Genomic DNA, 20,894 nt, shown 5'->3' on the forward strand with positions numbered 1-20,894 from the left:
GCGTTTAAGCATTTATGGAGAGTTTGATCCTGGCTCAGGACGAACGCTGGCGGCGTGCTTAACACATGCAAGTCGAACGGTGATGTCAGAGCTTGCTCTGGCGGATCAGTGGCGAACGGGTGAGTAACACGTGAGTAACCTGCCCCCGACTCTGGGATAACTGCTAGAAATGGTAGCTAATACCGGATATGACGATTGGCCGCATGGTCTGGTCGTGGAAAGAATTTCGGTTGGGGATGGACTCGCGGCCTATCAGGTTGTTGGTGAGGTAATGGCTCACCAAGCCTACGACGGGTAGCCGGCCTGAGAGGGTGACCGGCCACACTGGGACTGAGACACGGCCCAGACTCCTACGGGAGGCAGCAGTGGGGAATATTGCACAATGGGCGAAAGCCTGATGCAGCAACGCCGCGTGAGGGATGACGGCCTTCGGGTTGTAAACCTCTTTTAGTAGGGAAGAAGCGAAAGTGACGGTACCTGCAGAAAAAGCACCGGCTAACTACGTGCCAGCAGCCGCGGTAATACGTAGGGTGCAAGCGTTGTCCGGAATTATTGGGCGTAAAGAGCTCGTAGGCGGTTTGTCGCGTCTGCTGTGAAATCCCGAGGCTCAACCTCGGGTCTGCAGTGGGTACGGGCAGACTAGAGTGCGGTAGGGGAGATTGGAATTCCTGGTGTAGCGGTGGAATGCGCAGATATCAGGAGGAACACCGATGGCGAAGGCAGATCTCTGGGCCGTAACTGACGCTGAGGAGCGAAAGCATGGGGAGCGAACAGGATTAGATACCCTGGTAGTCCATGCCGTAAACGTTGGGAACTAGATGTGGGGACCATTCCACGGTCTCCGTGTCGCAGCTAACGCATTAAGTTCCCCGCCTGGGGAGTACGGCCGCAAGGCTAAAACTCAAAGGAATTGACGGGGGCCCGCACAAGCGGCGGAGCATGCGGATTAATTCGATGCAACGCGAAGAACCTTACCAAGGCTTGACATATACCGGAAACGTGCAGAGATGTGCGCCCCGCAAGGTCGGTATACAGGTGGTGCATGGTTGTCGTCAGCTCGTGTCGTGAGATGTTGGGTTAAGTCCCGCAACGAGCGCAACCCTCGTTCTATGTTGCCAGCACGTAATGGTGGGAACTCATAGGAGACTGCCGGGGCCAACCCGGAGGAAGGTGGGGATGACGTCAAATCATCATGCCCCTTATGTCTTGGGCTTCACGCATGCTACAATGGCCGGTACAAAGGGCTGCGATACCGTAAGGTGGAGCGAATCCCAAAAAGCCGGTCTCAGTTCGGATTGAGGTCTGCAACTCGACCTCATGAAGTCGGAGTCGCTAGTAATCGCAGATCAGCAACGCTGCGGTGAATACGTTCCCGGGCCTTGTACACACCGCCCGTCAAGTCATGAAAGTCGGTAACACCCGAAGCCAGTGGCCTAACCGCAAGGGAGGAGCTGTCGAAGGTGGGATCGGTGATTAGGACTAAGTCGTAACAAGGTAGCCGTACCGGAAGGTGTGGCTGGATCACCTCCTTTCTAAGGAGCATGTGCACCTCTCCTCTGTATACAGGGAGATCACGGGTGCCAAGTCACGCGTCAGGCGTATGTTCTGGCGGTGGCGCTCATGGGTGGAACATTGACATTGATGCCGGCTGATGTGCCGGGCTGCTAGTACGCCTCCTTGTGGGGTGGGAAAATGGTCTGGTGTGTCGAGGGCATGTTGCACGCTGTTGGGTCCTGAGGGACCGGGCCGCACCTTTTGGTGTGTCTGGTTTCTTGTCGGACCCTTTCCGTCGTCCCTTGAGTGGATGGTGGTGGGGTACCGCCCGTATATTGAGAACTACACAGTGGACGCGAGCATCTTAGATTCACCGGTTTACCCGGTGGATCACAAAGATCTATTTATAGATCATTGGTCAATTCTGTCTCCTCTAGGGGAGGCGAAACGATTCAATCTCATGTGATTTCAAGATTCTAAGAGCAAACGGTGGATGCCTTGGCATCTGGAGCCGAAGAAGGACGTATAAATCTGCGATAAGCCTCGGGGAGCTGATAATAGAGCTTTGATCCGAGGATCTCCGAATGGGGAAACCCCGCCAGGCCCTTTGGGCGACCTGGTGACTCCCGCCTGAATATATAGGGCGGGTAGAGGGAACGTGGGGAAGTGAAACATCTCAGTACCCACAGGAAGAGAAAGCAAAAGCGATTCCGTTAGTAGTGGCGAGCGAAACCGGAAGAGGCCAAACCGATCATGTGTGATATCCGGTAGGAGTTGCATGGTCGGGGTTGCGGGACTTTCCGTACAGTTCTACCGAGCTGTGAGGGCAATGAGCGCGATATAGACGAATGGTCTTGAAAGGCCAGTCATAGAGGGTGCGAACCCCGTAGTCGAAATGTCGTCGCCTGTCCGGAGAGTATCCCAAGTAGCACGGGGCCCGAGAAATCCCGTGTGAATCTGTCAGGACCACCTGATAAGCCTAAATACTCCCAGATGACCGATAGCGGACAAGTACCGTGAGGGAAAGGTGAAAAGTACCCCGGGAGGGGAGTGAAATAGTACCTGAAACCGTTTGCTTACAAACCGTTGGAGCACCCTTGTTCGTGTGACAGCGTGCCTTTTGAAGAATGAGCCTGCGAGTTAGTGATATGTGGCGAGGTTAACCCGTGTGGGGCAGCCGTAGCGAAAGCGAGTCTTAATAGGGCGTATGAGTCGCATGTTCTAGACCCGAAGCGAAGTGATCTATCCATGGCCAGGTTGAAGCGACGGTAAGACGTCGTGGAGGACCGAACCCACTTCAGTTGAAAATGGAGGGGATGAGCTGTGGATAGGGGTGAAAGGCCAATCAAACTTCGTGATAGCTGGTTCTCTCCGAAATGCATTTAGGTGCAGCGTTGCGTGTTTCTTGCCGGAGGTAGAGCTACTGGATGGACGATGGGCCCCAAAAGGTTACTGACTTCAGCCAAACTCCGAATGCCGGTAAGTGAGAGCGCAGCAGTGAGACGGTGGGGGATAAGCTTCATCGTCGAGAGGGAAACAACCCAGACCACCATCTAAGGTCCCTAAGCGCGTGCTAAGTGGGAAAGGATGTGGAGTTGCATAGACAACCAGGAGGTTGGCTTAGAAGCAGCCACCCTTGAAAGAGTGCGTAATAGCTCACTGGTCAAGTGATTCCGCGCCGACAATGTAACGGGGCTCAAGCACGCCACCGAAGTTGTGGCATTTATATTATAGGCAGGCCTTCGTGGTCCAGCCGTATGGATGGGTAGGAGAGCGTCGTGTGGCCAGCGAAGCGGCGGTGTGAACCAGCCGTGGAGGCCACACGAGTGAGAATGCAGGCATGAGTAGCGAAAGACGGGTGAGAAACCCGTCCTCCGAAAGACCAAGGGTTCCAGGGCCAGGCTAATCCGCCCTGGGTAAGTCGGGACCTAAGGCGAGGCCGACAGGCGTAGTCGATGGACAACGGGTTGATATTCCCGTACCGATGAAGAACCGCCCAAGACAATCCAGTAATGCTAAGTGTCTGAATCCTTGATTCGATCCCTTCGGGGTGACGGTCTTGGCCTAGCACACGACCCTACGCTGGGGCGTTTAGCGTATTAACAGGTGTGACGCAGGAAGGTAGCTGAGCCGGGCGATGGTTGTCCCGGTCTAAGGATGTAGGGCAGAAGATAGGCAAATCCGTCTTCTATGTAGCCTGAGACCCGATGGGTAGTCCTCACGGACGAAATCAGTGATCCTATGCTGCCAAGAAAAGCATCGACGCGAGGTTCCAATCGCCCGTACCCCAAACCGACTCAGGTGGTCAGGTAGAGAATACTAAGGAGATCGAGAGAATCGTGGTTAAGGAACTCGGCAAAATGCCCCCGTAACTTCGGGAGAAGGGGGGGCCTGAGGCGTGTAGGGATTTACTCCTGAAGCGTTTGAAGGCCGCAGAGACCAGTGGGAAGCGACTGTTTACTAAAAACACAGGTCCGCGCTAAGTCGCAAGACGATGTATACGGACTGACGCCTGCCCGGTGCTGGAAGGTTAAGAGGAACGGTTAGCACGCAAGTGCGAAGCTGAGAATTTAAGCCCCAGTAAACGGCGGTGGTAACTATAACCATCCTAAGGTAGCGAAATTCCTTGTCGGGTAAGTTCCGACCTGCACGAATGGCGTAACGACTTCCCAGCTGTCTCAACCGCGAACTCGGCGAAATTGCACTACGAGTAAAGATGCTCGTTACGCGCAGCAGGACGGAAAGACCCCGTGACCTTTACTACAGCTTGGTATTGGTGTTTGGTGTGGCTTGTGTAGGATAGGTGGGAGACTGTGAAGCTCGGACGCTAGTTCGGGTGGAGTCATTGTTGAAATACCACTCTGGTCACTCTGGATATCTAACTTTGAACCGTAATCCGGTTCAGGGACAGTGCCTGGTGGGTAGTTTAACTGGGGCGGTTGCCTCCTAAAAAGTAACGGAGGCGCCCAAAGGTTCCCTCAACCTGGTTGGTAATCAGGTGTCGAGTGTAAGTGCACAAGGGAGCTTGACTGTGAGACTGGCAAGTCGAGCAGGGACGAAAGTCGGGACTAGTGATCCGGCAGTGGCTCGTGGAAGCGCTGTCGCTCAACGGATAAAAGGTACCTCGGGGATAACAGGCTGATCTTGCCCAAGAGTCCATATCGACGGCATGGTTTGGCACCTCGATGTCGGCTCGTCGCATCCTGGGGCTGGAGTAGGTCCCAAGGGTTGGGCTGTTCGCCCATTAAAGCGGTACGCGAGCTGGGTTTAGAACGTCGTGAGACAGTTCGGTCCCTATCCGCTGCGCGCGTAGGAAATTTGAGAAGATCTATCCCTAGTACGAGAGGACCGGGATGGACGAACCTCTGGTGTGTCAGTTGTTCCGCCAGGAGCACCGCTGATTAGCTACGTTCGGAACGGATAACCGCTGAAAGCATCTAAGCGGGAAGCCGGCTTCGAGATGAGATTTCCATCCCTTTTAGGGTGAAGGCTCCCGGCTAGACTACCGGGTTGATAGGCAGGATGTGGAAGCGAGGACTAAAGACTCGTGGAGCTAACCTGTACTAATAAGCCGATATCTTGAAAACATTTTGCTTGCGTCCACTATGTGGTTCCCCATATACGGTCGGGTGCTAATTGAACAACCAGCTTGACTGGTCGATTCATCACATATTTCATGCCCTGTGGGGTGTGTATGAGGTGTTTCGGCGGCCATAGCGAGAGGGAAACGCCCGGTAACATTCCGAACCCGGAAGCTAAGACTCTCAGCGCCGATGGTACTGCAGGGGGGACCCTGTGGGAGAGTAGGACACCGCCGGACTTAACTTGAGAACGAACGGGGAGGCCCGTCGCACATCGTGCGGCGGGCCTTTCTGCGTTAACACGGCCTCCCGATGTCGCGCGGGCACTGTCGGGGGTGGCATCTCGGTCTGGACGCGCAGAGTCGCACTACGCCGCAGTGTGATCCCGTCGTCCTGCGGTTTCGGGTGACGTGCTGTCTCCGACGAGATCTCCCATCGGCACCACCTCCGGGCCGTGCCGATCCTCGGAGCCGGGTGTCGGGTCGGACCCGGTCTCGGCTGTCCCGGCGTCGCCTCACCGGTTAGCCTGGTAGGAGACTTCGGCAGACCCACAACACCACAGACATCATCTGGCCTTCGCGGCCGACAGGAGCACAGTGAGCGACTCATCCGATCGAGACAGCCGGCCCGAGGCCCAGGACCGCGGATCGTCGCACTCCTCTCGCGGGCGCGACGGGTCCATGCCGCCGTATGAGCGGGGATCCTCTGGTGCCCCGCGAGGCCCACGCGACGGTGGGCGGAGCTCCGGCGCTCGTGGATCGAGCGGGGACCGTGGGGCGCGGGACGACGAGCGCAAGCCCTGGTCGCGCGATGGCGGGGCCGGCCCGGCCCGTCCGGCGCGGGATGGTGAGCGCAAGCCCTGGTCCAAGGACGGGGGCGGTGCTTCCCGGCCGCAGCGTGATGGGGAGCGCAAGCCCTGGTCGCGCGATGGTGGTGCCGGCCCGGCCCGTCCGGCGCGGTATGGTGAGCGCAAGCCCTGGTCCAAGGACGGGGGCGGTGCCTCGCGGCCGCAGCGTGATGGGGAGCGCAAGCCCTGGTCGCGCGATGGCGGAGCCGGGTCGGCCCGGCCCGCGCGCGATGGGGAGCGCAAGCCCTGGTCGCGCGACGGCGGGGCCGGAGTGGCGCTGCCTGCGCGTGATGGGGAGCGGAAGCCCTGGTCCAAGGACGGCGGCCGAGATTCCGGTGGCCGTGACGCCGGACGTGGCGGCGCTCGACCGCCGCGCGACGGCGACAAGCTCTGGACGCGCGATGGACGACCGGCGCGGAACGACCGGGACGCCCCTCGCTACGAGGAGGCCCTGACCGAGGAGCAGCTGCGCGCACGCGAGCTGCGTTCCGTGCGTCCCCGTCATGAGGATCCGGAGATCCCCGAGGACGTGAAGCCGGGTGACCTCGACCGGATCGCCCGCAACGAGCTGAAGACCCTGAGCAAGGACAACGCCGAGGGCGTCGCGCAGCATCTGGTGATGGCGGCGCGGCTCATCGACGAGGATCCGGAGCTCGCGCACCGGCACGCGACCTCGGCGGCTCGCCGCGCAGGACGCATCGCGGTGGTCCGTGAGTCCTTGGCCATCACGGCGTACGCCGTCGGCGACTACGCGCTCGCACTGCGCGAGCTGCGGACCTATCGGCGCATCTCCGGCAAGAACGACCAGCTCGCCCTCATGGTCGACAGCGAGCGCGGGCAGGGACGCCCCGACAAGGCGCTGGAGCTGGGTCGCTCCGTGCCGAAGGAGACCCTGCCGGCGGCGGAGCAGGTCGCGCTCGCGATCGCGATGTCCGGCGCCCGGCTCGACCTCGGGCAGACGGAGGCGGCTCTCGACGAGCTGTCGATCGCGCAGCTGAACCGCGACGTGGCGTACTCGTACAGCGCGGATCTCTTCCACGCGTACGCGGAGGTGCTCGAGGAGCTGGGTCGTTCAGACGAAGCCGACGCCTGGCGCCAGCGCGCCGATGCCGCCGAGTCTGCGTTCGCTGATCCGGACGAGGGCTGGGACGACATGGTCGAGGTCGTCGAGGAGGAGCTCGAGGTCGAGGACTCCGGGGATGTCGACGTCGCGGGCGAGGAGGTCCTCTCGGGGGAGGAGGTCCTCTCGGGGGAGGAGGTCCTCTCGGGGGAGGAGGTCCTCTCGGGGGAGGACGACGGATCCGTTGAGGCCGATGGCGACGATGAGCGGGCCGCGGATGCGGGGGTGGCAGCCGATGGTGCCGCCACGGCGTCCGAGGATCCCGGAGAGGGCGACGAGCCGAGCCTGCCGAGCGAGGACGGCGACAGCTCGGACATCGCGATCGACGTCGATGACGAGCTCGACGTCGAGGAGCGCGACCGCGGGGCCGACGAGGCCGCGCCCGTGGACATGACCGACGGGGCGCTCGGCGCCGACGACGCACGGGAAGGCGACCGCGATGTTCGCTAGGGCGGCGAAGGGGAGTGCCCCGCTCGACGGCGTGGACGTGATCCTCGCCGACCTCGACGGGGTCGTGTACGCGGGGCCCGACAGCATTCCGCACGCCGTCGACGCGCTGAACCGCGCGGCTGGCGACGGGATCCGACTCGGGTACATCACGAACAACGCCTCGCGCACGGACGCCTCCGTGGCCGAGCACCTCAGCTCGCTCGGGCTGACGGTCGCGCCCGAGGACGTCGTCACGTCACCGCAGGCAGCGCTGCGGCTGCTCGCGGACCGCGTGCCCGCGGGATCCATCGTGCTCGTCGTCGGCGGCGAGGGCCTCGTGCACGAGCTCGAGAAGGCCGGCTACGTCGTCACGCGCTCGACGGACGACCAGCCGGCGGCGGTCGTGCAGGGCTTCTCGCCGGAGGTGGGCTGGGCGCAGCTGGCCGAGGCCGCGTTCGCGCTGGCCGACCCGGACGTCGTGTGGGTCGCGACCAACACCGACTGGACCATCCCCGTCGCGCGGGGCATCGCCCCCGGCAACGGCACGCTCGTCTCGGCCGTGCACACGGCGGTCGGGCGTCTGCCCGTGGTCGCGGGCAAGCCGGAGACGCCGATCTTCGACGTGGCCCGCGAGCGCTTCGGCGCGGAACGGCCCGTGTTCCTCGGTGATCGGCTCGACACCGACATCCTGGGGGCGACGCGCGCCGGCATGGCATCCGTCCACGTGCTCACCGGGATCGACCGCGCGAAGCAGCTCCTCGCGGCCGAGGAGGACCAGCGGCCGACGTTCATCCTCGAGCACCTCGGGCAGCTGCACGAGCCGTATCCGGAGACGCGGTTCTCGCAGGAGGGACGCGTGGCGACGGTCGGGAAGTCGTCCGTGCGCATCGCGGGTGACCGGGTCGAGGTCGTCAAGGACGGCGGGTCCACCATCGACACGCTGCGCGCCGCCTGCGCCGTCATCTGGAATTCGGGCCGGCCGATCTACGGGCTCGACGTGCAGGAGTCGCTCTACGTCGCCGCCGGTGCCGCCGGCGCGGGCCGGGCGTAGCGTGACGGCGTGAGCGACGACCCGGAGGACGGAGCTCGAGCGGCATCGGCAGCGGGAGCGGCACCGGAGGGCGACCGCGACGACCACGACGACCGCGACGTCGCCGAGGAGCTGGTCTCCCGGCTGCAGCTCATCGAGGAGCAGCCGCTCGGCGACCGCGCGGCCGCCTTCGCGTTGCTGCACGACGAGCTGCGGACACGGCTCGAGGGCGGGGACGGGGCCGCGGCGCGTGGCTGACGCCGGCGACGGATCCGCGTCGCTGCCCGCCGAGGCACCCGCCGAGCTGCTCGGCGGCGACCTGCGGCTCGACGCGGCCCTGCCCGCGCTCGGCCTCGCGCGGTCGCGCACGCATGCCGCACGGCTCATCGTCGACGGGCTCGTCACGGTCGACGGGCGTGGCGTCGTCAAGGCGTCCTTCCGCGTGATGCCCGGATCCGTAGTCGAGGTCGCCGGAACGGACGCCTACGTGAGCCGCGGCGCCCACAAGCTCATCGGCGCGCTCGACGCGTTCCCCGAGGTGGAGGTCGCGGGGCGCCTGGCGCTCGACGTGGGCGCGTCCACCGGAGGATTCACGCAGGTGCTGCTCGAGCGGGGTGCGCGGCGGGTGATCGCGCTCGACGTCGGGCACGGGCAGCTGGATCCGCTCATCCGCGAGGATCCGCGCGTCGACGTCGTCGAGGGCTTCAACGTCCGCGACCTGACGCCGGAGTCGCTCGCCGGCGTGACGCCGGACGACCTCGCGGGAGAGGCTCCCGCGCTCGTCGTCGGCGACCTCTCCTTCATCTCGCTGGGGCTCGTGCTGCCGGCCATCGCGCGCACCGCCGCGGACGGCGCCGACGTCGTGCTGCTGATCAAGCCGCAGTTCGAGGTGGGGCGCACGGGGATCCGCGAGGGCATCGTGCACGACGCCGGCCTCCGCGACGACGCCGTGATGCGCGTGCTCTGGGCGGCCTGGGACCTGGGGCTCGGCACGGCCGGCCTCGTCTCCTCCCCGATCGTCGGCGGCGCCGGGAACCACGAGTACCTCGCCTGGTTCAGCGGTCGTGCGGGGTGCAATCCGACACAATGGAGATCGACGTCGAACGAGATCACAGGAGCGTGAGCGAAGTGGCTGGACCCGCGAGGCACATCCTGGTCGTGTCCCACACGGGACGGCGCGACTCCATCGACGCGGCGCTCAGCGTGTGCGCGCAGCTGGCCGAGGCCGACGTGCAGCTCGTGCTCACGGCCGAGGAGAAGGCCGACATCCTGCCGTTCGCGCCCGAGATGGACCGCGTCGCCGTGCTCGGGGAAGACGTGCAGACGGCCGATCTCGAGATCGTCATCGTCCTCGGCGGGGACGGCACGATCCTGCGCTCGGCCGAGATCGTGCGCGGCACCTCCGTGCCGCTCCTCGGCGTCAACCTCGGGCACGTGGGCTTCCTGGCCGAGAGCGAGCGCGAGGACCTCACCGCCACCGTCCGCCGTGTCCTCGACCGCGACTATACGGTCGAGGAGCGCATGACGCTCGACGTCACGCTCAAGGTCGGCGCCGAGATCGTCTACCGCACGTGGGCGCTGAACGAGGCGACGGTCGAGAAGGCCAGCCGCGAGCGCATGCTCGAGGTCGTCGTGGAGATCGACGGGCGTCCGCTCGCGTCCTACGGGTGCGACGGGATGGTCGTCTCGACGCCCACCGGATCCACCGCGTACGCCTTCTCCGCCGGCGGCCCCATCGTATGGCCGAGCCTCGAGGCCATGCTCGTGGTGCCGCTCAGCCCGCATACGCTCTTCGCACGCTCGCTCGTCGTGGGCCCGGAGTCCACGGTCGCCGTCGAGGTGCTGAGCCGCACCTCCGGCTCCGGCGTGCTCTGGTGCGACGGCCGCCGCACGCGGGACATGCCGCCCGGTGCGCGCGTGGAGACCCGGCGATCCGCCATCCCCGTGCGCCTGGCGCGCCTCAAGCAGTCGCCGTTCACCGACCGCCTAGTGAACAAGTTCGAGCTGCCGGTCACCGGCTGGAGGGGGCCCGTCGACCGTGATTGAGGAGATCACCATCCGCGACCTCGGGGTGATCGGCCAGGCGACGCTGCCGCTCGGGCCCGGCTTCACGGCCGTCACCGGCGAGACCGGCGCGGGCAAGACCATGGTCGTCACCTCCCTCGGACTGCTGCTCGGTGCGCGCGCCGACTCCGGCGCCGTGCGGCAGGGGAGCGAGCGCGCGGTCGTCGAGGGACGCTGGATCATCGCCGCCGACGGCCCCGTGCCCGAGCGCGTGCGGGACGCCGGGGGAGACGTCGACCCGTTCGGCGACGGCACGCGCGGTGAGCTCATCGTCACGCGGCAGCTCTCGTCCGAGGGCCGCAGCCGCGCGTCCGTCGGCGGCCGGGGCGCACCCGCGGCGCTGCTGACCGAGATCGGGGAGCAGCTCGTCGTGGTGCACGGCCAGTCCGACCAGATGCGGCTGCGGTCGTCCACCGCGCAGCGGCAGGCGCTCGACCGGTTCGCGGGATCCGCGTTGGTGCCCGTGCTCGGCGAGTACCAGGAGGTGTTCCGCCGATGGCAGGCCGCGCGCGCGGAGCTCGACCGGCTCGTGACGGAGCAGGACGCCCGCACGCGCGAGGCCGAGGAGCTGCGCGCGGCGATCGACGCGATCGAGGCGGTGGCCCCGCAGCCCGGCGAGGACGAGGAGCTGCGCGAGCGCATCGACCGGCTCACCAACCTCGAGGACCTGCGCGCCGCCGCGTCCGCCGCCCACGAGCTCATGTCGTCCGAGGACGCGTCCGGCGAGATGGCCGACGCCGCGTCCGTGCTCGACACCGCGCACCGCCGCCTCGACCGGGTCGCGGCGCACGACCCGGGCCTGGCCGACATCATCGAGTCGCTCGACAGCGCGCGGATCCTCGTGTCGGAGATCGCGGTGCAGCTCTCGGGCTACCTCGCGGGGCTCGACGCCGACGGCGCACGCGAGCTCGAGACGCTGCAGGACCGCCGCGCCGAGCTCGCCGCCCTCACGCGCGCGCACGGCCCCACGGTGGAGGACGCGCTCGCGTTCCTCGACACCGGCAGCGCGCGCCTGCTGGAGCTCGACGGCGACACCGACCGCATCGACCTGCTGCGCGTCGAGGTCGAGCGCGACGAGGCGCTCGTCGGCGAGCTTGCCGAGCGCGTCACCGCGGTCCGCACGGAGGCGGGGGAGCGGCTCGCCGCGGCCGTCACGACCGAGCTCGGTGCGCTTGCCATGGCCGACGCGTCGCTCGACGTGCGCGTGTCGCCGCGCGAGGAGCCCGCGCTGTCGGGCGCCGACCGCGTCGAGATCCTGCTCCGTCCGCACGCGGGCGCTGAGGCCCGGCCGCTGGGGCGCGGCGCGTCCGGCGGCGAGCTGTCGCGCGTGATGCTCGCCATCGAGGTCGTGGTGGCCGGCGACGACCCCGTCCCCACCTTCGTGTTCGACGAGGTCGACGCGGGCGTGGGCGGTGCGGCGGCCATCGAGATCGGGCGCCGACTCGCGCGTCTCGCCGAGCGCGCGCAGGTCATCGTCGTCACGCACCTCGCGCAGGTCGCGGCGTTCTCGACCAACCACCTGCGCGTCGTCAAGGGCGGCGACGGGCAGGTGACGGCGTCGAGCGTCACGCAGCTCGAGGGCGACGCGCGGATCCAGGAGATGGCGCGCCTGCTCTCCGGCCTGCCGGACAGCGAGAGCGGCCTGGCGCACGCGCGCGAGCTGGTGGAGACCGCGGCCTCGCTGCGCTGAACGGACGACCGGCGGCCGGCGCGGCGCGGCGTGGCTGCCGCGGTGGCCCGATTCCCACGTAGGATGGAAGCCCGTGGCGGACATCAATTCAGCGGACACGGACTCGGGCACGACGGACAGCATCACCAGCACGACAGGCGCGGCGAAGACGACCAGGCACATCTTCGTGACCGGCGGCGTCGTCTCCTCGCTCGGCAAGGGCCTCACGGCGGCCAGCCTGGGCAACCTCCTCACGGCGCGCGGAGTTCGCGTCGTCATGCAGAAGCTCGATCCCTACCTCAACGTGGATCCGGGCACCATGAACCCCTTCCAGCACGGCGAGGTCTTCGTGACCGACGACGGCGCGGAGACCGACCTCGACATCGGGCACTACGAGCGCTTCCTCGACATCGAGCTCGACCAGGCGGCGAACGTGACCACGGGGCAGATCTACTCCGAGGTCATCGCCAAGGAGCGCCGCGGCGAGTACCTCGGCGACACCGTGCAGGTCATCCCGCACATCACCGACGAGATCAAGCGCCGCATGCGCCTGCAGGCCTCGGACGAGCCGCAGCCCGACGTGATCATCACCGAGATCGGCGGCACGGTCGGCGACATCGAGAGCCAGCCCTTCATCGAGGCCGCGCGCCAGGTGCGCCACGAGCTCGGGCGGAACAACGTCTTCTTCGTTCACGTCTCGCTCGTGCCGTACATGGGCGCGTCGGGCGAGCAGAAGACCAAGCCGACGCAGCACTCCGTGGCGGCGCTGCGCTCCATCGGGATCCAGCCGGACGCCCTCGTGCTCCGCAGCGACCGGCCGGTCTCCGACTCGAACAAGAAGAAGATCGCGCTCATGTGCGACGTCGACGAGCAGGCCGTCGTGAACGCGGTCGACGTGCCGAGCATCTACGACATCCCCGAGATGCTGCACGGGCAGGGCCTCGACAGCTACATCATCGACCACCTCGGCCTCCCCGCCGCGGACGCCGTGGACTGGTCCGGCTGGAGCGACCTGCTGGACGCCGTGCACGACCCGAAGCACGAGGTCACCGTGGGCCTCGTCGGCAAGTACATCGACCTGCCCGACGCGTACCTCTCGGTCACCGAGGCGCTGCGGGCCGGCGGCTTCGCCCACTCGGCGCGCGTGAAGCTGCGCTGGGTCGCGTCCGACGAGTGTGAGACGCCCGAGGGTGCCGCGAAGAGGCTCGGCGACCTCGACGCGCTGTGCGTCCCGGGCGGCTTCGGGATCCGCGGCATCGAGGGCAAGCTCGGCGCGCTGAAGTTCGCGCGCGACAACAAGATCCCCGTGCTCGGCCTGTGCCTGGGCCTCCAGTGCATGGTCATCGAGTACGCGCGCAACGAGGCGGACCTCGCGGGCGCATCCTCGAGCGAGTTCGACCCGGAGAGCGAGTTCCCGGTCGTCGCGACGATGGCCGAGCAGGTCGACATCATCGCGGGCGGCGACCTCGGCGGCACCATGCGCCTCGGCCTGTACGAGGCGAAGCTCGCCGAGGGATCCCTCGCGGCCGAGCTGTACGGCGCGCCCGTCTCCCACGAGCGCCACCGCCACCGCTACGAGGTCAACAACCAGTACCGCGAGCGCATCCAGGACGCCGGCCTCGTGTTCTCGGGCACCTCGCCCGACGGCACGCTCGTCGAGTACGTGGAGCTGCCCCGCGAGGTGCACCCGTTCTACATCGGCACGCAGGCGCACCCGGAGCTGCGGTCGCGCCCGAACCGCGCGCACCCGCTGTTCGCCGGCCTCGTCCGCGCCGCGCTCGACCGCCAGGCCGCGAGCACGCTCTTCGTCGAGGACGACGCCGAGGCCGTCGCGTGACAGACGCTGTCGTGGGATCCCCGGCTGACAGCCTGCACGACGACGCCGTCTCGTACGACGTCACGTCGAGCGAGCGGGTGTTCCAGGGCAGGATCTGGGACATCCGCCGCGAGACCTTCGCGTACGGCGACGGCGAGATCACGCGCGAGTACGTCGACCACACGGGCGCCGTCGCGGTGCTCGCGATCGACGACGAGGACCGCGTGCTCCTCATCAAGCAGTACCGGCACCCCGTGCGCATGCGCGAGTGGGAGATCCCGGCCGGGCTCCTCGACATCACGGGCGAGCCGCCGCTGACGGCCGTGCAGCGGGAGCTCGCGGAGGAGGCTGACCTGCTCGCCGCCGAGTGGAGCGTGCTGGCGGAGTACTACACGACGCCCGGCGGCAGCGACGAGGCGATCCGCGTCTACCTCGCGCGTGGGCTGACCCCCACGGCGGAGGCGTTCGCGCGCACCGATGAGGAGGCCGACATCGAGGTGCGCTGGGTCGACCTCGACGAGGTCGTCACGGCGGTGCTCGAGCGGCGGATCCAGAACCCGTCGACCGTGATCGCGGTGCTGCAGGCGCACGTCGCCCGCTCGCGCGGCTGGCAGACGCTCGGACCCGCCGACGCGCCGTGGCCGCGGCACCCGAAGCTGCGCGACGGCGACGGCGACGGCGACGGCGATCGCGACGGCGGGGGCGCGTCCGGATCGTGACCGACGCGGCCGACGGACCCGGGGGAGCGGCACCCGACACCGCGCCCGAGGTCCCCGTCGCGCTGCGCCGGGCCGTCGACCGGTGGCTCCGGCACGTCGAGGTGGAGCGCGGCCTGTCCCGCAACACCATCCAGGCCTACCGCCGCGACCTCGCGCGGTACACGGCGCACCTCGCGGCGGAGGGCGTGGCGGATCCGGCCGATGCGACGAGCGCGCACGTCGCCGGCTTCGCCCAGCGCGTCCGCGACCCCGAGCAGGGCGGCCTCACGGCGTCGTCGCTTGCGCGGATGCTCTCGAGCGTGCGGAGCTTCCACCGGTTCCTGGTGGAGGAGGGCATCGTCGAGGTCGACGTGTCCGCCGAACAGAAGCCGCCCAAGCTGCCGAGCCGCCTGCCGAAGGCCGTGTCGGTCGAGACGATGGGGCGGATCCTCGACGCGACCGACGGCGACGAGCCCCTCCGCGTCCGCGACAAGGCCCTGCTCGAGCTGCTGTACGCGACGGGCGCGCGGGTCAGCGAGATCACGGCGCTCACCGTGGACGACGTGCTGGGGCCCGACGGCGCCGCAGCCGAGATCGTGCGGGTGGTGGGCAAGGGCGGCAAGCAGCGGATCGTGCCCGTCGGGTCCTTCGCGCGCCGTGCCGTCGACGCCTACCTCGTGCGCGTCCGCCCGATCCTCGCCGCGCGCGGATCCGCGACTCCGGCGCTCTTCCTCGGGCTCCGCGGACACGCGCTGTCTCGGCAGAACGCGTGGCTCGTGATCAAGGCGGCCGCCGAGCGCGCCGGCGTCACGGAGGAGATCTCGCCCCACATCTTCCGGCACTCGTTCGCGACGCACCTCATCGCGGGCGGCGCCGACGTGCGCGTCGTGCAAGAGCTGCTCGGTCACTCGTCGGTCGCGACCACGCAGATCTACACGCGCGTGACCGTCGACACCCTGCGCGACGTCTACACGACCGCGCACCCGCGTGCCCGCCGGGCGTGAGCGACCCTCCCCGGTAGACTCTCGAGGATCCGGCGGACTCCCGCGTCGGAGGAGCGGCAGAGAGAGATCCACGTGACGCGCAAGCCAGATGTGACCGAGCTCCCGGGAATGGACGTCCCCGTGCTCGGGCCCACCGGCCGGGAGCTGCGCGAGTTCGCCGAGCCGGAGCCGCTCGCCGGCCACGGCCCCGCCAAGATCATCTCCCTCTGCAACCAGAAGGGCGGCGTCGGCAAGACGACCACCGCCATCAACCTCGGCGCTTCGCTCGCGAGCTACGGCCGACGCGTCCTCGCCGTCGACTTCGACCCGCAGGGCGCGCTCTCCGCCGGCCTCGGCGTGCAGACGCACGACGCCGTCACCATCTACGACCTGCTGCTCGGCACCGTGAAGGACCCGCGCGAGGCGATCCAGACCACGGGCTTCGAGGGCCTCGACGTGATCCCCGCCAACATCGACCTGTCGGCCGCGGAGGTGCACCTCGTCAACGAGGTCGCGCGCGAGCAGATCCTCGCGAGCGTGCTGCGCAAGGTGAGCGCCGACTACGACGTCATCCTCATCGACTGCCAGCCGTCGCTCGGCCTCCTCACCGTCAACGCGCTCACGGCGAGCCACGGCGTGCTGATCCCGCTCGAGTGCGAGTTCTTCGCGCTCCGCGGCGTCGCGCTGCTCGTCGAGACCATCGAGAAGGTCAAGGACCGGCTGAACCCGGGGCTCGCGCTCGACGGGATCCTCGCGACCATGTACGACTCGCGCACGCTGCACTCCCGCGAGGTGCTGCAGCGCGTGGTCGAGGCGTTCGACGACAGCGTGCTCGAGACGGTCATCGGCCGGACGGTCAAGTTCCCGGACGCGTCGGTGGCGGGCAAGCCCATCATCCAGTTCGCGCCCGAGCACCCGGCGGCGCTCGCGTACCGCAAGGTGGCGCGGGAGCTCATCGCGCGTGGCGCCGTCGCGTAGGGGCGCACCCCTGGCCGAGCCGGAGCTCGCCGTCGACGCGGACGCCGCCGCGCTCCGGGCGGATCCCGAGCGTGCGTTCCGGGTGAGCATCGGCAACTTCGAGGGCCCGTTCGACCTCCTGCTGTCGCTCATCGGCAGGCACGAGATGGACATCACCGAGGTGAGCCTGAGCCTCGTGACGAACGAGTTCATCGCGCACATCCGCGGCCTCGACGGACCCGAGGACCTCGACGAGGCCAGCTCGTTCCTCGTGGTCGCGGCGACGCTGCTCGACCTCAAGCTCGTCGGGCTCCTGCCGCAGGGCGAGCTCGTGGACGCCGAGGACGTGGCGCTGCTCGAGGCGCGCGACCTGCTGTTCGCCCGGCTGCTGCAGTACCGGGCCTTCAAGCAGGCGGCGAGCTGGTTCCAGGAGCGGCTCGTCGCCGAGTCCGGCCGGGCCTTCCGCGACGTGCCGCTCGAGGAGCGGTTCCGCGCGCAGGTGCCCGAGCTCGTGTGGACCACGTCACCCGCCGACCTCGCGGCGATCGCGCTCCTCGCGCTCGCGCCGCGCGAGATCCCGACCGTGGGGCTCGACCACCTGCACGCGCCGCTCGTGAGCATCCGCGAGCAGGCCGCGGTCGTGGTCGCGCGGCTGCGGGGCGGCGCACCGGTCACGTTCCGGGAGCTCGTCGCGGACGCCGGCGTCACCGGCGTGGTGATCGCGCGCTTCCTCGCGGTGCTCGAGCTGTACCGGGTGGCCGCGATCGAGTTCGACCAGCCGGAGGCACTCGGCGAGCTGACCCTCACGTGGACCGCCGAGAGCTGGAGCGACGACGCGCTCGCGAGCCTGGGGGCCGGCTATGACAGCTGAGCCGCAGGATCCGACGGGCGACACCGCAGTGCCCGACGCCGACACCCCGCTCGACCTCGACCGCGCGCTCGAGGCCCTGCTCATGGTCGCGGACGAGCCGCAGAGCGTGACGACGCTCGCGACCGCCACCTCGACGCCCGTGAAGGAGGTGCGCCGCGCGATCCAGCGGCTCGTCGACGACTTCGACGGGAAGACCGGGGGAGTGCGCCGCGGCTTCGAGCTGCGCGAGGTCGGCGGCGGCTGGCGCGTCTACGTGCGGCCCGAGTACGACACGGTGATCCGCGACCACGTGCTCACGCAGAACCCCACGCGCCTCTCGCAGGCGGCCCTCGAGACACTCGCGGTCATCGCGTACAAGCAGCCGATCAGCCGCAGCCAGGTCGCCGCGATCCGCGCCGTGAACGTCGACTCGGTGGTGCGGACGCTGCTCGCGCGGGGCCTCGTGACGGAGGCCTTCACCGCCGAAGAGACCGGCGCGATCCATTACGGTACGACAGACCACCTGCTCACGCAGCTCGGCATCAACTCGCTCGACGAGCTCCCCCCGATCTCCCCGTTGCTCCCCGACGGGGCGGAAGGCTTCCATGACCCCCTCCACTGAGCCCGATGACCGCGCGTCCGCGCACGCCTGGAACCCGGACGAGCCCGTCGCGGGCGTCCGCCTGCAGAAGGTGATGGCCGCCGCCGGCGTCGCCAGCCGCCGCGTCTGCGAGGACATGATCGCCGCCGGCCGCGTCACCGTGAACGGCGAGACCGTCACCGAGCCCGGCCGCCGAATCGACCCCGACGTCGACGAGGTCGCGGTCGACGACCAGGCCGTGCAGCTCGACACCTCCAAGCGCTACCTCATGCTCAACAAGCCCGTCGGGATCTACTCCTCGCTGCGCGACGAGCGCGGCCGACCCGACCTGCGCGAGTTCACGGAGGAGTTCGAGGAGCGCCTGTTCAACGTCGGCCGCCTCGACGCGGAGACGAGCGGCCTGCTCATCCTCACCAACGACGGCGACCTCGCGCACGTGCTCGCGCACCCGTCGTTCGGCGTGCTGAAGACGTACATCGCGAAGGTCACCGGGCGGGTCACGCCGCAGACGATCCAGCGGCTCACGCAGGGCGTCGACCTCGAGGACGGGCCGATCCAGGCGGATCGCGCGCGCATCCTCTCGGGCGGCGGCGACCAGACGCTCGTGGAGATCACGCTGCACTCGGGCCGCAACCGCATCGTGCGCCGCATGCTCGACGAGGTCGGCCACCCGGTGGAGGAGCTCGTGCGCCGCCAGTTCGGGCCGCTGCACCTCGGATCCCTCGGCGTCGGCCGCGTGCGCGACCTCACCTCCGACGAGCTCGGCCAGCTGCTCACCATCTCGCGCGAGGCCCGCGCGCAGGCCGGACCCGCGAACCCGCAGGGCGCCGGCGCGGCCGCCGAGGCGCAGGGGGACGTGGACCGCGAGGACGGCGAGTGAGCGAGGCCGCGGGCGCGGCCGCCGCGACCGACACGCGTGTGCAGGGGACCGTCCGCATCGTCGGCACGGGCCTCCTCGGCACGAGCATCGCGCTCGGCCTCCGCGCCCGCGGCGTCGACGTGGTGCTGGCCGACGCGTCGCCGACCACGCTCCGCCTCGCCGCGGACATGGGCGCGGGGCGCATCGCCGACATCTCCTCGGCGCCCGACCGGCCAGCGCTCGTCGTCGTCTGCGTGCCGCCGGACGTGACCGCGCGCGTGGTCGCGGCCGAGCTCGCCGCGCACCCGGACGCGCTCGTCACCGACGTCGCGAGCGTGAAGGCCGCGCCGCTCGCGGAGCTGCGCGCCATGGGTGCCGACCTCTCCAGCTACCTCGGCTCCCACCCGCTCGCCGGGCGGGAGCGCGGCGGCCCCGTCTCCGCGACGGGCGACCTCTTCCTCGGCCGGCCCTGGGTCATCGCGGGCCACGACGGCATCACGTACTCCGCCGGCGCGCCCGTCGAGCAGCTGATCCTCGACCTCGGCGCCGTCCCGATCGAGATGACCGCGGAGGAGCACGACGCCTCGGTGGCCCTCGTCTCGCACGTGCCGCAGGTCGTCGCGAGCCTGCTCGCGTCGCGGCTCGCGGACGGCGACGCTTCGGCGCTCGGCCTCTCCGGGCAGGGGCTCCGCGACACGACGCGCATCGCGTCGAGCGACGCGGCGCTCTGGGTGCAGATCCTCGGCGCCAACGCCTCCCGCATCGTGCCGATCCTCAAGGCCCTCCGCACCGACCTCGACGAGGTGATCGACGCGCTCGACGACGTCGACGCGCAGGGCGCCCGGCTGCGCGTGGCCGAGCGGATCCACGCGGGCAACGCGGGCGTCGCTCGCATCCCCGGCAAGCACGGCCAGGACCGCCGCTTCGCCGCCGTGACCGTGATGATCGACGACCGCCCCGGCCAGCTGGCCGCGCTCATCTGCGACGTCGGCGCCGCCGACGTCAGCATCGAGGACCTGCGCCTCGAGCACTCCCAGGGCGCGCAGGTGGGTCTCGTCGAGATCGCCGTGCTGCCCGAGGCCCGCGACCGCCTGGTCGCGCGGCTTGAAGAACGTGACTGGAGGATCGCCGGATGACCGGAGACGCTGTGAACGCACCCGACCCGACCGCACCCGACCCGCTGGAGGACGCCCTGCTCGTCGACGCCACGCTGAACCGCACGGTCGTCGCCGTCGACGGCCCCGCCGGCAGTGGCAAGTCGAGCGTGAGCCGGGCCGCCGCGCGCGCCCTCGGCTTCGACTACCAGGACACCGGCGCCGCGTACCGCGCGCTCAGCTGGTTCGCGCTGGAGAGCGGCGTCGACACCGAGGATCCCGCCACCGTCACCAGCCTCATCGAGGGGTTCGACTACGACATCGCGATCGACCCCGACGAGACGCGCGTCTCCGTCCGCGGCACCGACGTCACCGAGGCGATCCGCGAGCCCCGCGTCTCCGCCGTCGTGAGCCGCGTGGCCCGCGTGCCCGAGGTGCGGCACTACATGGTGGAGCTGTTCCGCGCGCTCATGGCGTCGAGCGACAAGCCCGGCATCGTGGTCGAGGGCCGCGACATCACCACGGTCGTCGCGCCCGACGCCCAGGTCCGCATTCTGCTGACGGCCTCCCCGGAAGCTAGGATGAGCAGGCGTTCCGCGGAGACGTCGACCCAGTCGGCAGCCGCGGTCGGCGAATCACTCGCCTCCCGGGATCGGGCCGACTCGCAGGTCGTCGATTTCATGAACGCCGCAGATGGTGTGACCACCATCGACTCCACGCACATCGACTTCGATCAGACCGTCCAGGCGGTGGTCGATCTCGTACACGCACGAACGGATTGAGGCGCGGCCCGGCGACGGGC

Annotated in this window: 15 protein-coding genes and 3 rRNA genes; all 18 read left to right on the top strand. The window is 68.2% G+C overall.

The window, feature by feature from the left end:
* Positions 1–11 precede the first annotated feature (11 nt).
* The 18 genes from CMS_RS06145 (at position 12) to cmk (ending at position 20,874) form a co-directional block, all read left to right on the top strand.
* Positions 12–1,532, top strand: a 16S ribosomal RNA gene (locus tag CMS_RS06145).
* A 428-nt stretch (positions 1,533–1,960) separates the two neighbouring features.
* Positions 1,961–5,081: ribosomal RNA gene (locus tag CMS_RS06150) — 23S ribosomal RNA — on the top strand.
* Between the two features lie 116 nt (positions 5,082–5,197).
* A 5S ribosomal RNA gene (rrf, locus tag CMS_RS06155) occupies positions 5,198–5,314 on the top strand.
* The 16S, 23S and 5S rRNA genes sit together here, the layout of an rRNA operon.
* A 1,098-nt stretch (positions 5,315–6,412) precedes the next feature.
* Positions 6,413–7,492, top strand: coding sequence for a tetratricopeptide repeat protein (locus CMS_RS06160; RefSeq protein WP_041464469.1), 1,080 nt, complete (start codon positions 6,413–6,415; stop codon positions 7,490–7,492).
* Positions 7,482–8,522: an HAD-IIA family hydrolase gene (locus tag CMS_RS06165; protein ID WP_012298637.1), complete on the top strand. Its 1,041-nt coding sequence runs from the start codon at positions 7,482–7,484 to the stop codon at positions 8,520–8,522. Before CMS_RS06160 ends, CMS_RS06165 begins: the two co-directional genes overlap by 11 nt.
* Before the next feature lie 9 nt (positions 8,523–8,531).
* Positions 8,532–8,759, top strand: a complete 228-nt coding sequence (locus CMS_RS06170; protein WP_012298638.1) for a hypothetical protein — start codon at positions 8,532–8,534, stop codon at positions 8,757–8,759.
* Positions 8,752–9,624, top strand: a complete 873-nt coding sequence (locus CMS_RS06175) for a TlyA family RNA methyltransferase (RefSeq protein ID WP_012298639.1) — start codon at positions 8,752–8,754, stop codon at positions 9,622–9,624. The genes CMS_RS06170 and CMS_RS06175 overlap by 8 nt, the downstream gene beginning before the upstream one ends.
* A 5-nt stretch (positions 9,625–9,629) precedes the next feature.
* Positions 9,630–10,547 carry an NAD kinase gene (locus tag CMS_RS06180; protein ID WP_041464470.1) on the top strand — a complete coding sequence of 306 codons (918 nt, stop codon included), beginning with the start codon at positions 9,630–9,632 and terminating at the stop codon, positions 10,545–10,547.
* A complete protein-coding gene (recN, locus tag CMS_RS06185) occupies positions 10,540–12,255 on the top strand; it encodes a DNA repair protein RecN (RefSeq protein ID WP_012298641.1) in 1,716 nt (571 codons plus the stop codon). The genes CMS_RS06180 and recN overlap by 8 nt, the downstream gene beginning before the upstream one ends.
* A gap of 73 nt (positions 12,256–12,328) precedes the next feature.
* Positions 12,329–14,071 (top strand): CTP synthase, encoded by a 1,743-nt coding sequence (locus CMS_RS06190; RefSeq protein WP_012298642.1) that lies wholly within the window; start codon positions 12,329–12,331, stop codon positions 14,069–14,071.
* The gene (locus tag CMS_RS06195; protein ID WP_012298643.1) at positions 14,068–14,769 is read left to right on the top strand and encodes an NUDIX domain-containing protein; all 702 of its coding nucleotides are present in this window, start codon (positions 14,068–14,070) and stop codon (positions 14,767–14,769) included. Before CMS_RS06190 ends, CMS_RS06195 begins: the two co-directional genes overlap by 4 nt.
* On the top strand, positions 14,766–15,752 hold the full coding sequence (gene xerD / locus CMS_RS06200; RefSeq protein WP_012298644.1) for a site-specific tyrosine recombinase XerD: 987 nt from the start codon (positions 14,766–14,768) through the stop codon (positions 15,750–15,752). The genes CMS_RS06195 and xerD overlap by 4 nt, the downstream gene beginning before the upstream one ends.
* A gap of 108 nt (positions 15,753–15,860) precedes the next feature.
* The gene (locus tag CMS_RS06205) at positions 15,861–16,709 is read left to right on the top strand and encodes a ParA family protein (protein WP_223842741.1); all 849 of its coding nucleotides are present in this window, start codon (positions 15,861–15,863) and stop codon (positions 16,707–16,709) included.
* The gene (locus tag CMS_RS06210; protein ID WP_012298646.1) at positions 16,693–17,559 is read left to right on the top strand and encodes a segregation and condensation protein A; all 867 of its coding nucleotides are present in this window, start codon (positions 16,693–16,695) and stop codon (positions 17,557–17,559) included. Before CMS_RS06205 ends, CMS_RS06210 begins: the two co-directional genes overlap by 17 nt.
* Positions 17,549–18,160, top strand: coding sequence for an SMC-Scp complex subunit ScpB (gene scpB / locus CMS_RS06215; protein WP_012298647.1), 612 nt, complete (start codon positions 17,549–17,551; stop codon positions 18,158–18,160). Before CMS_RS06210 ends, scpB begins: the two co-directional genes overlap by 11 nt.
* A complete protein-coding gene (locus tag CMS_RS06220; RefSeq protein WP_012298648.1) occupies positions 18,144–19,019 on the top strand; it encodes a pseudouridine synthase in 876 nt (291 codons plus the stop codon). The genes scpB and CMS_RS06220 overlap by 17 nt, the downstream gene beginning before the upstream one ends.
* Positions 19,016–20,134 (top strand): prephenate dehydrogenase, encoded by a 1,119-nt coding sequence (locus tag CMS_RS06225; RefSeq protein WP_012298649.1) that lies wholly within the window; start codon positions 19,016–19,018, stop codon positions 20,132–20,134. Before CMS_RS06220 ends, CMS_RS06225 begins: the two co-directional genes overlap by 4 nt.
* Entirely contained in the window at positions 20,131–20,874 is a 744-nt protein-coding gene (gene cmk / locus CMS_RS06230) for a (d)CMP kinase (RefSeq protein WP_223842742.1), read from the top strand. Before CMS_RS06225 ends, cmk begins: the two co-directional genes overlap by 4 nt.
* Positions 20,875–20,894 lie beyond the last annotated feature (20 nt).

It is taken from the genome of Clavibacter sepedonicus, from assembly GCF_000069225.1.
Taxonomy (GTDB): Bacteria; Actinomycetota; Actinomycetes; order Actinomycetales; family Microbacteriaceae; genus Clavibacter; species Clavibacter sepedonicus.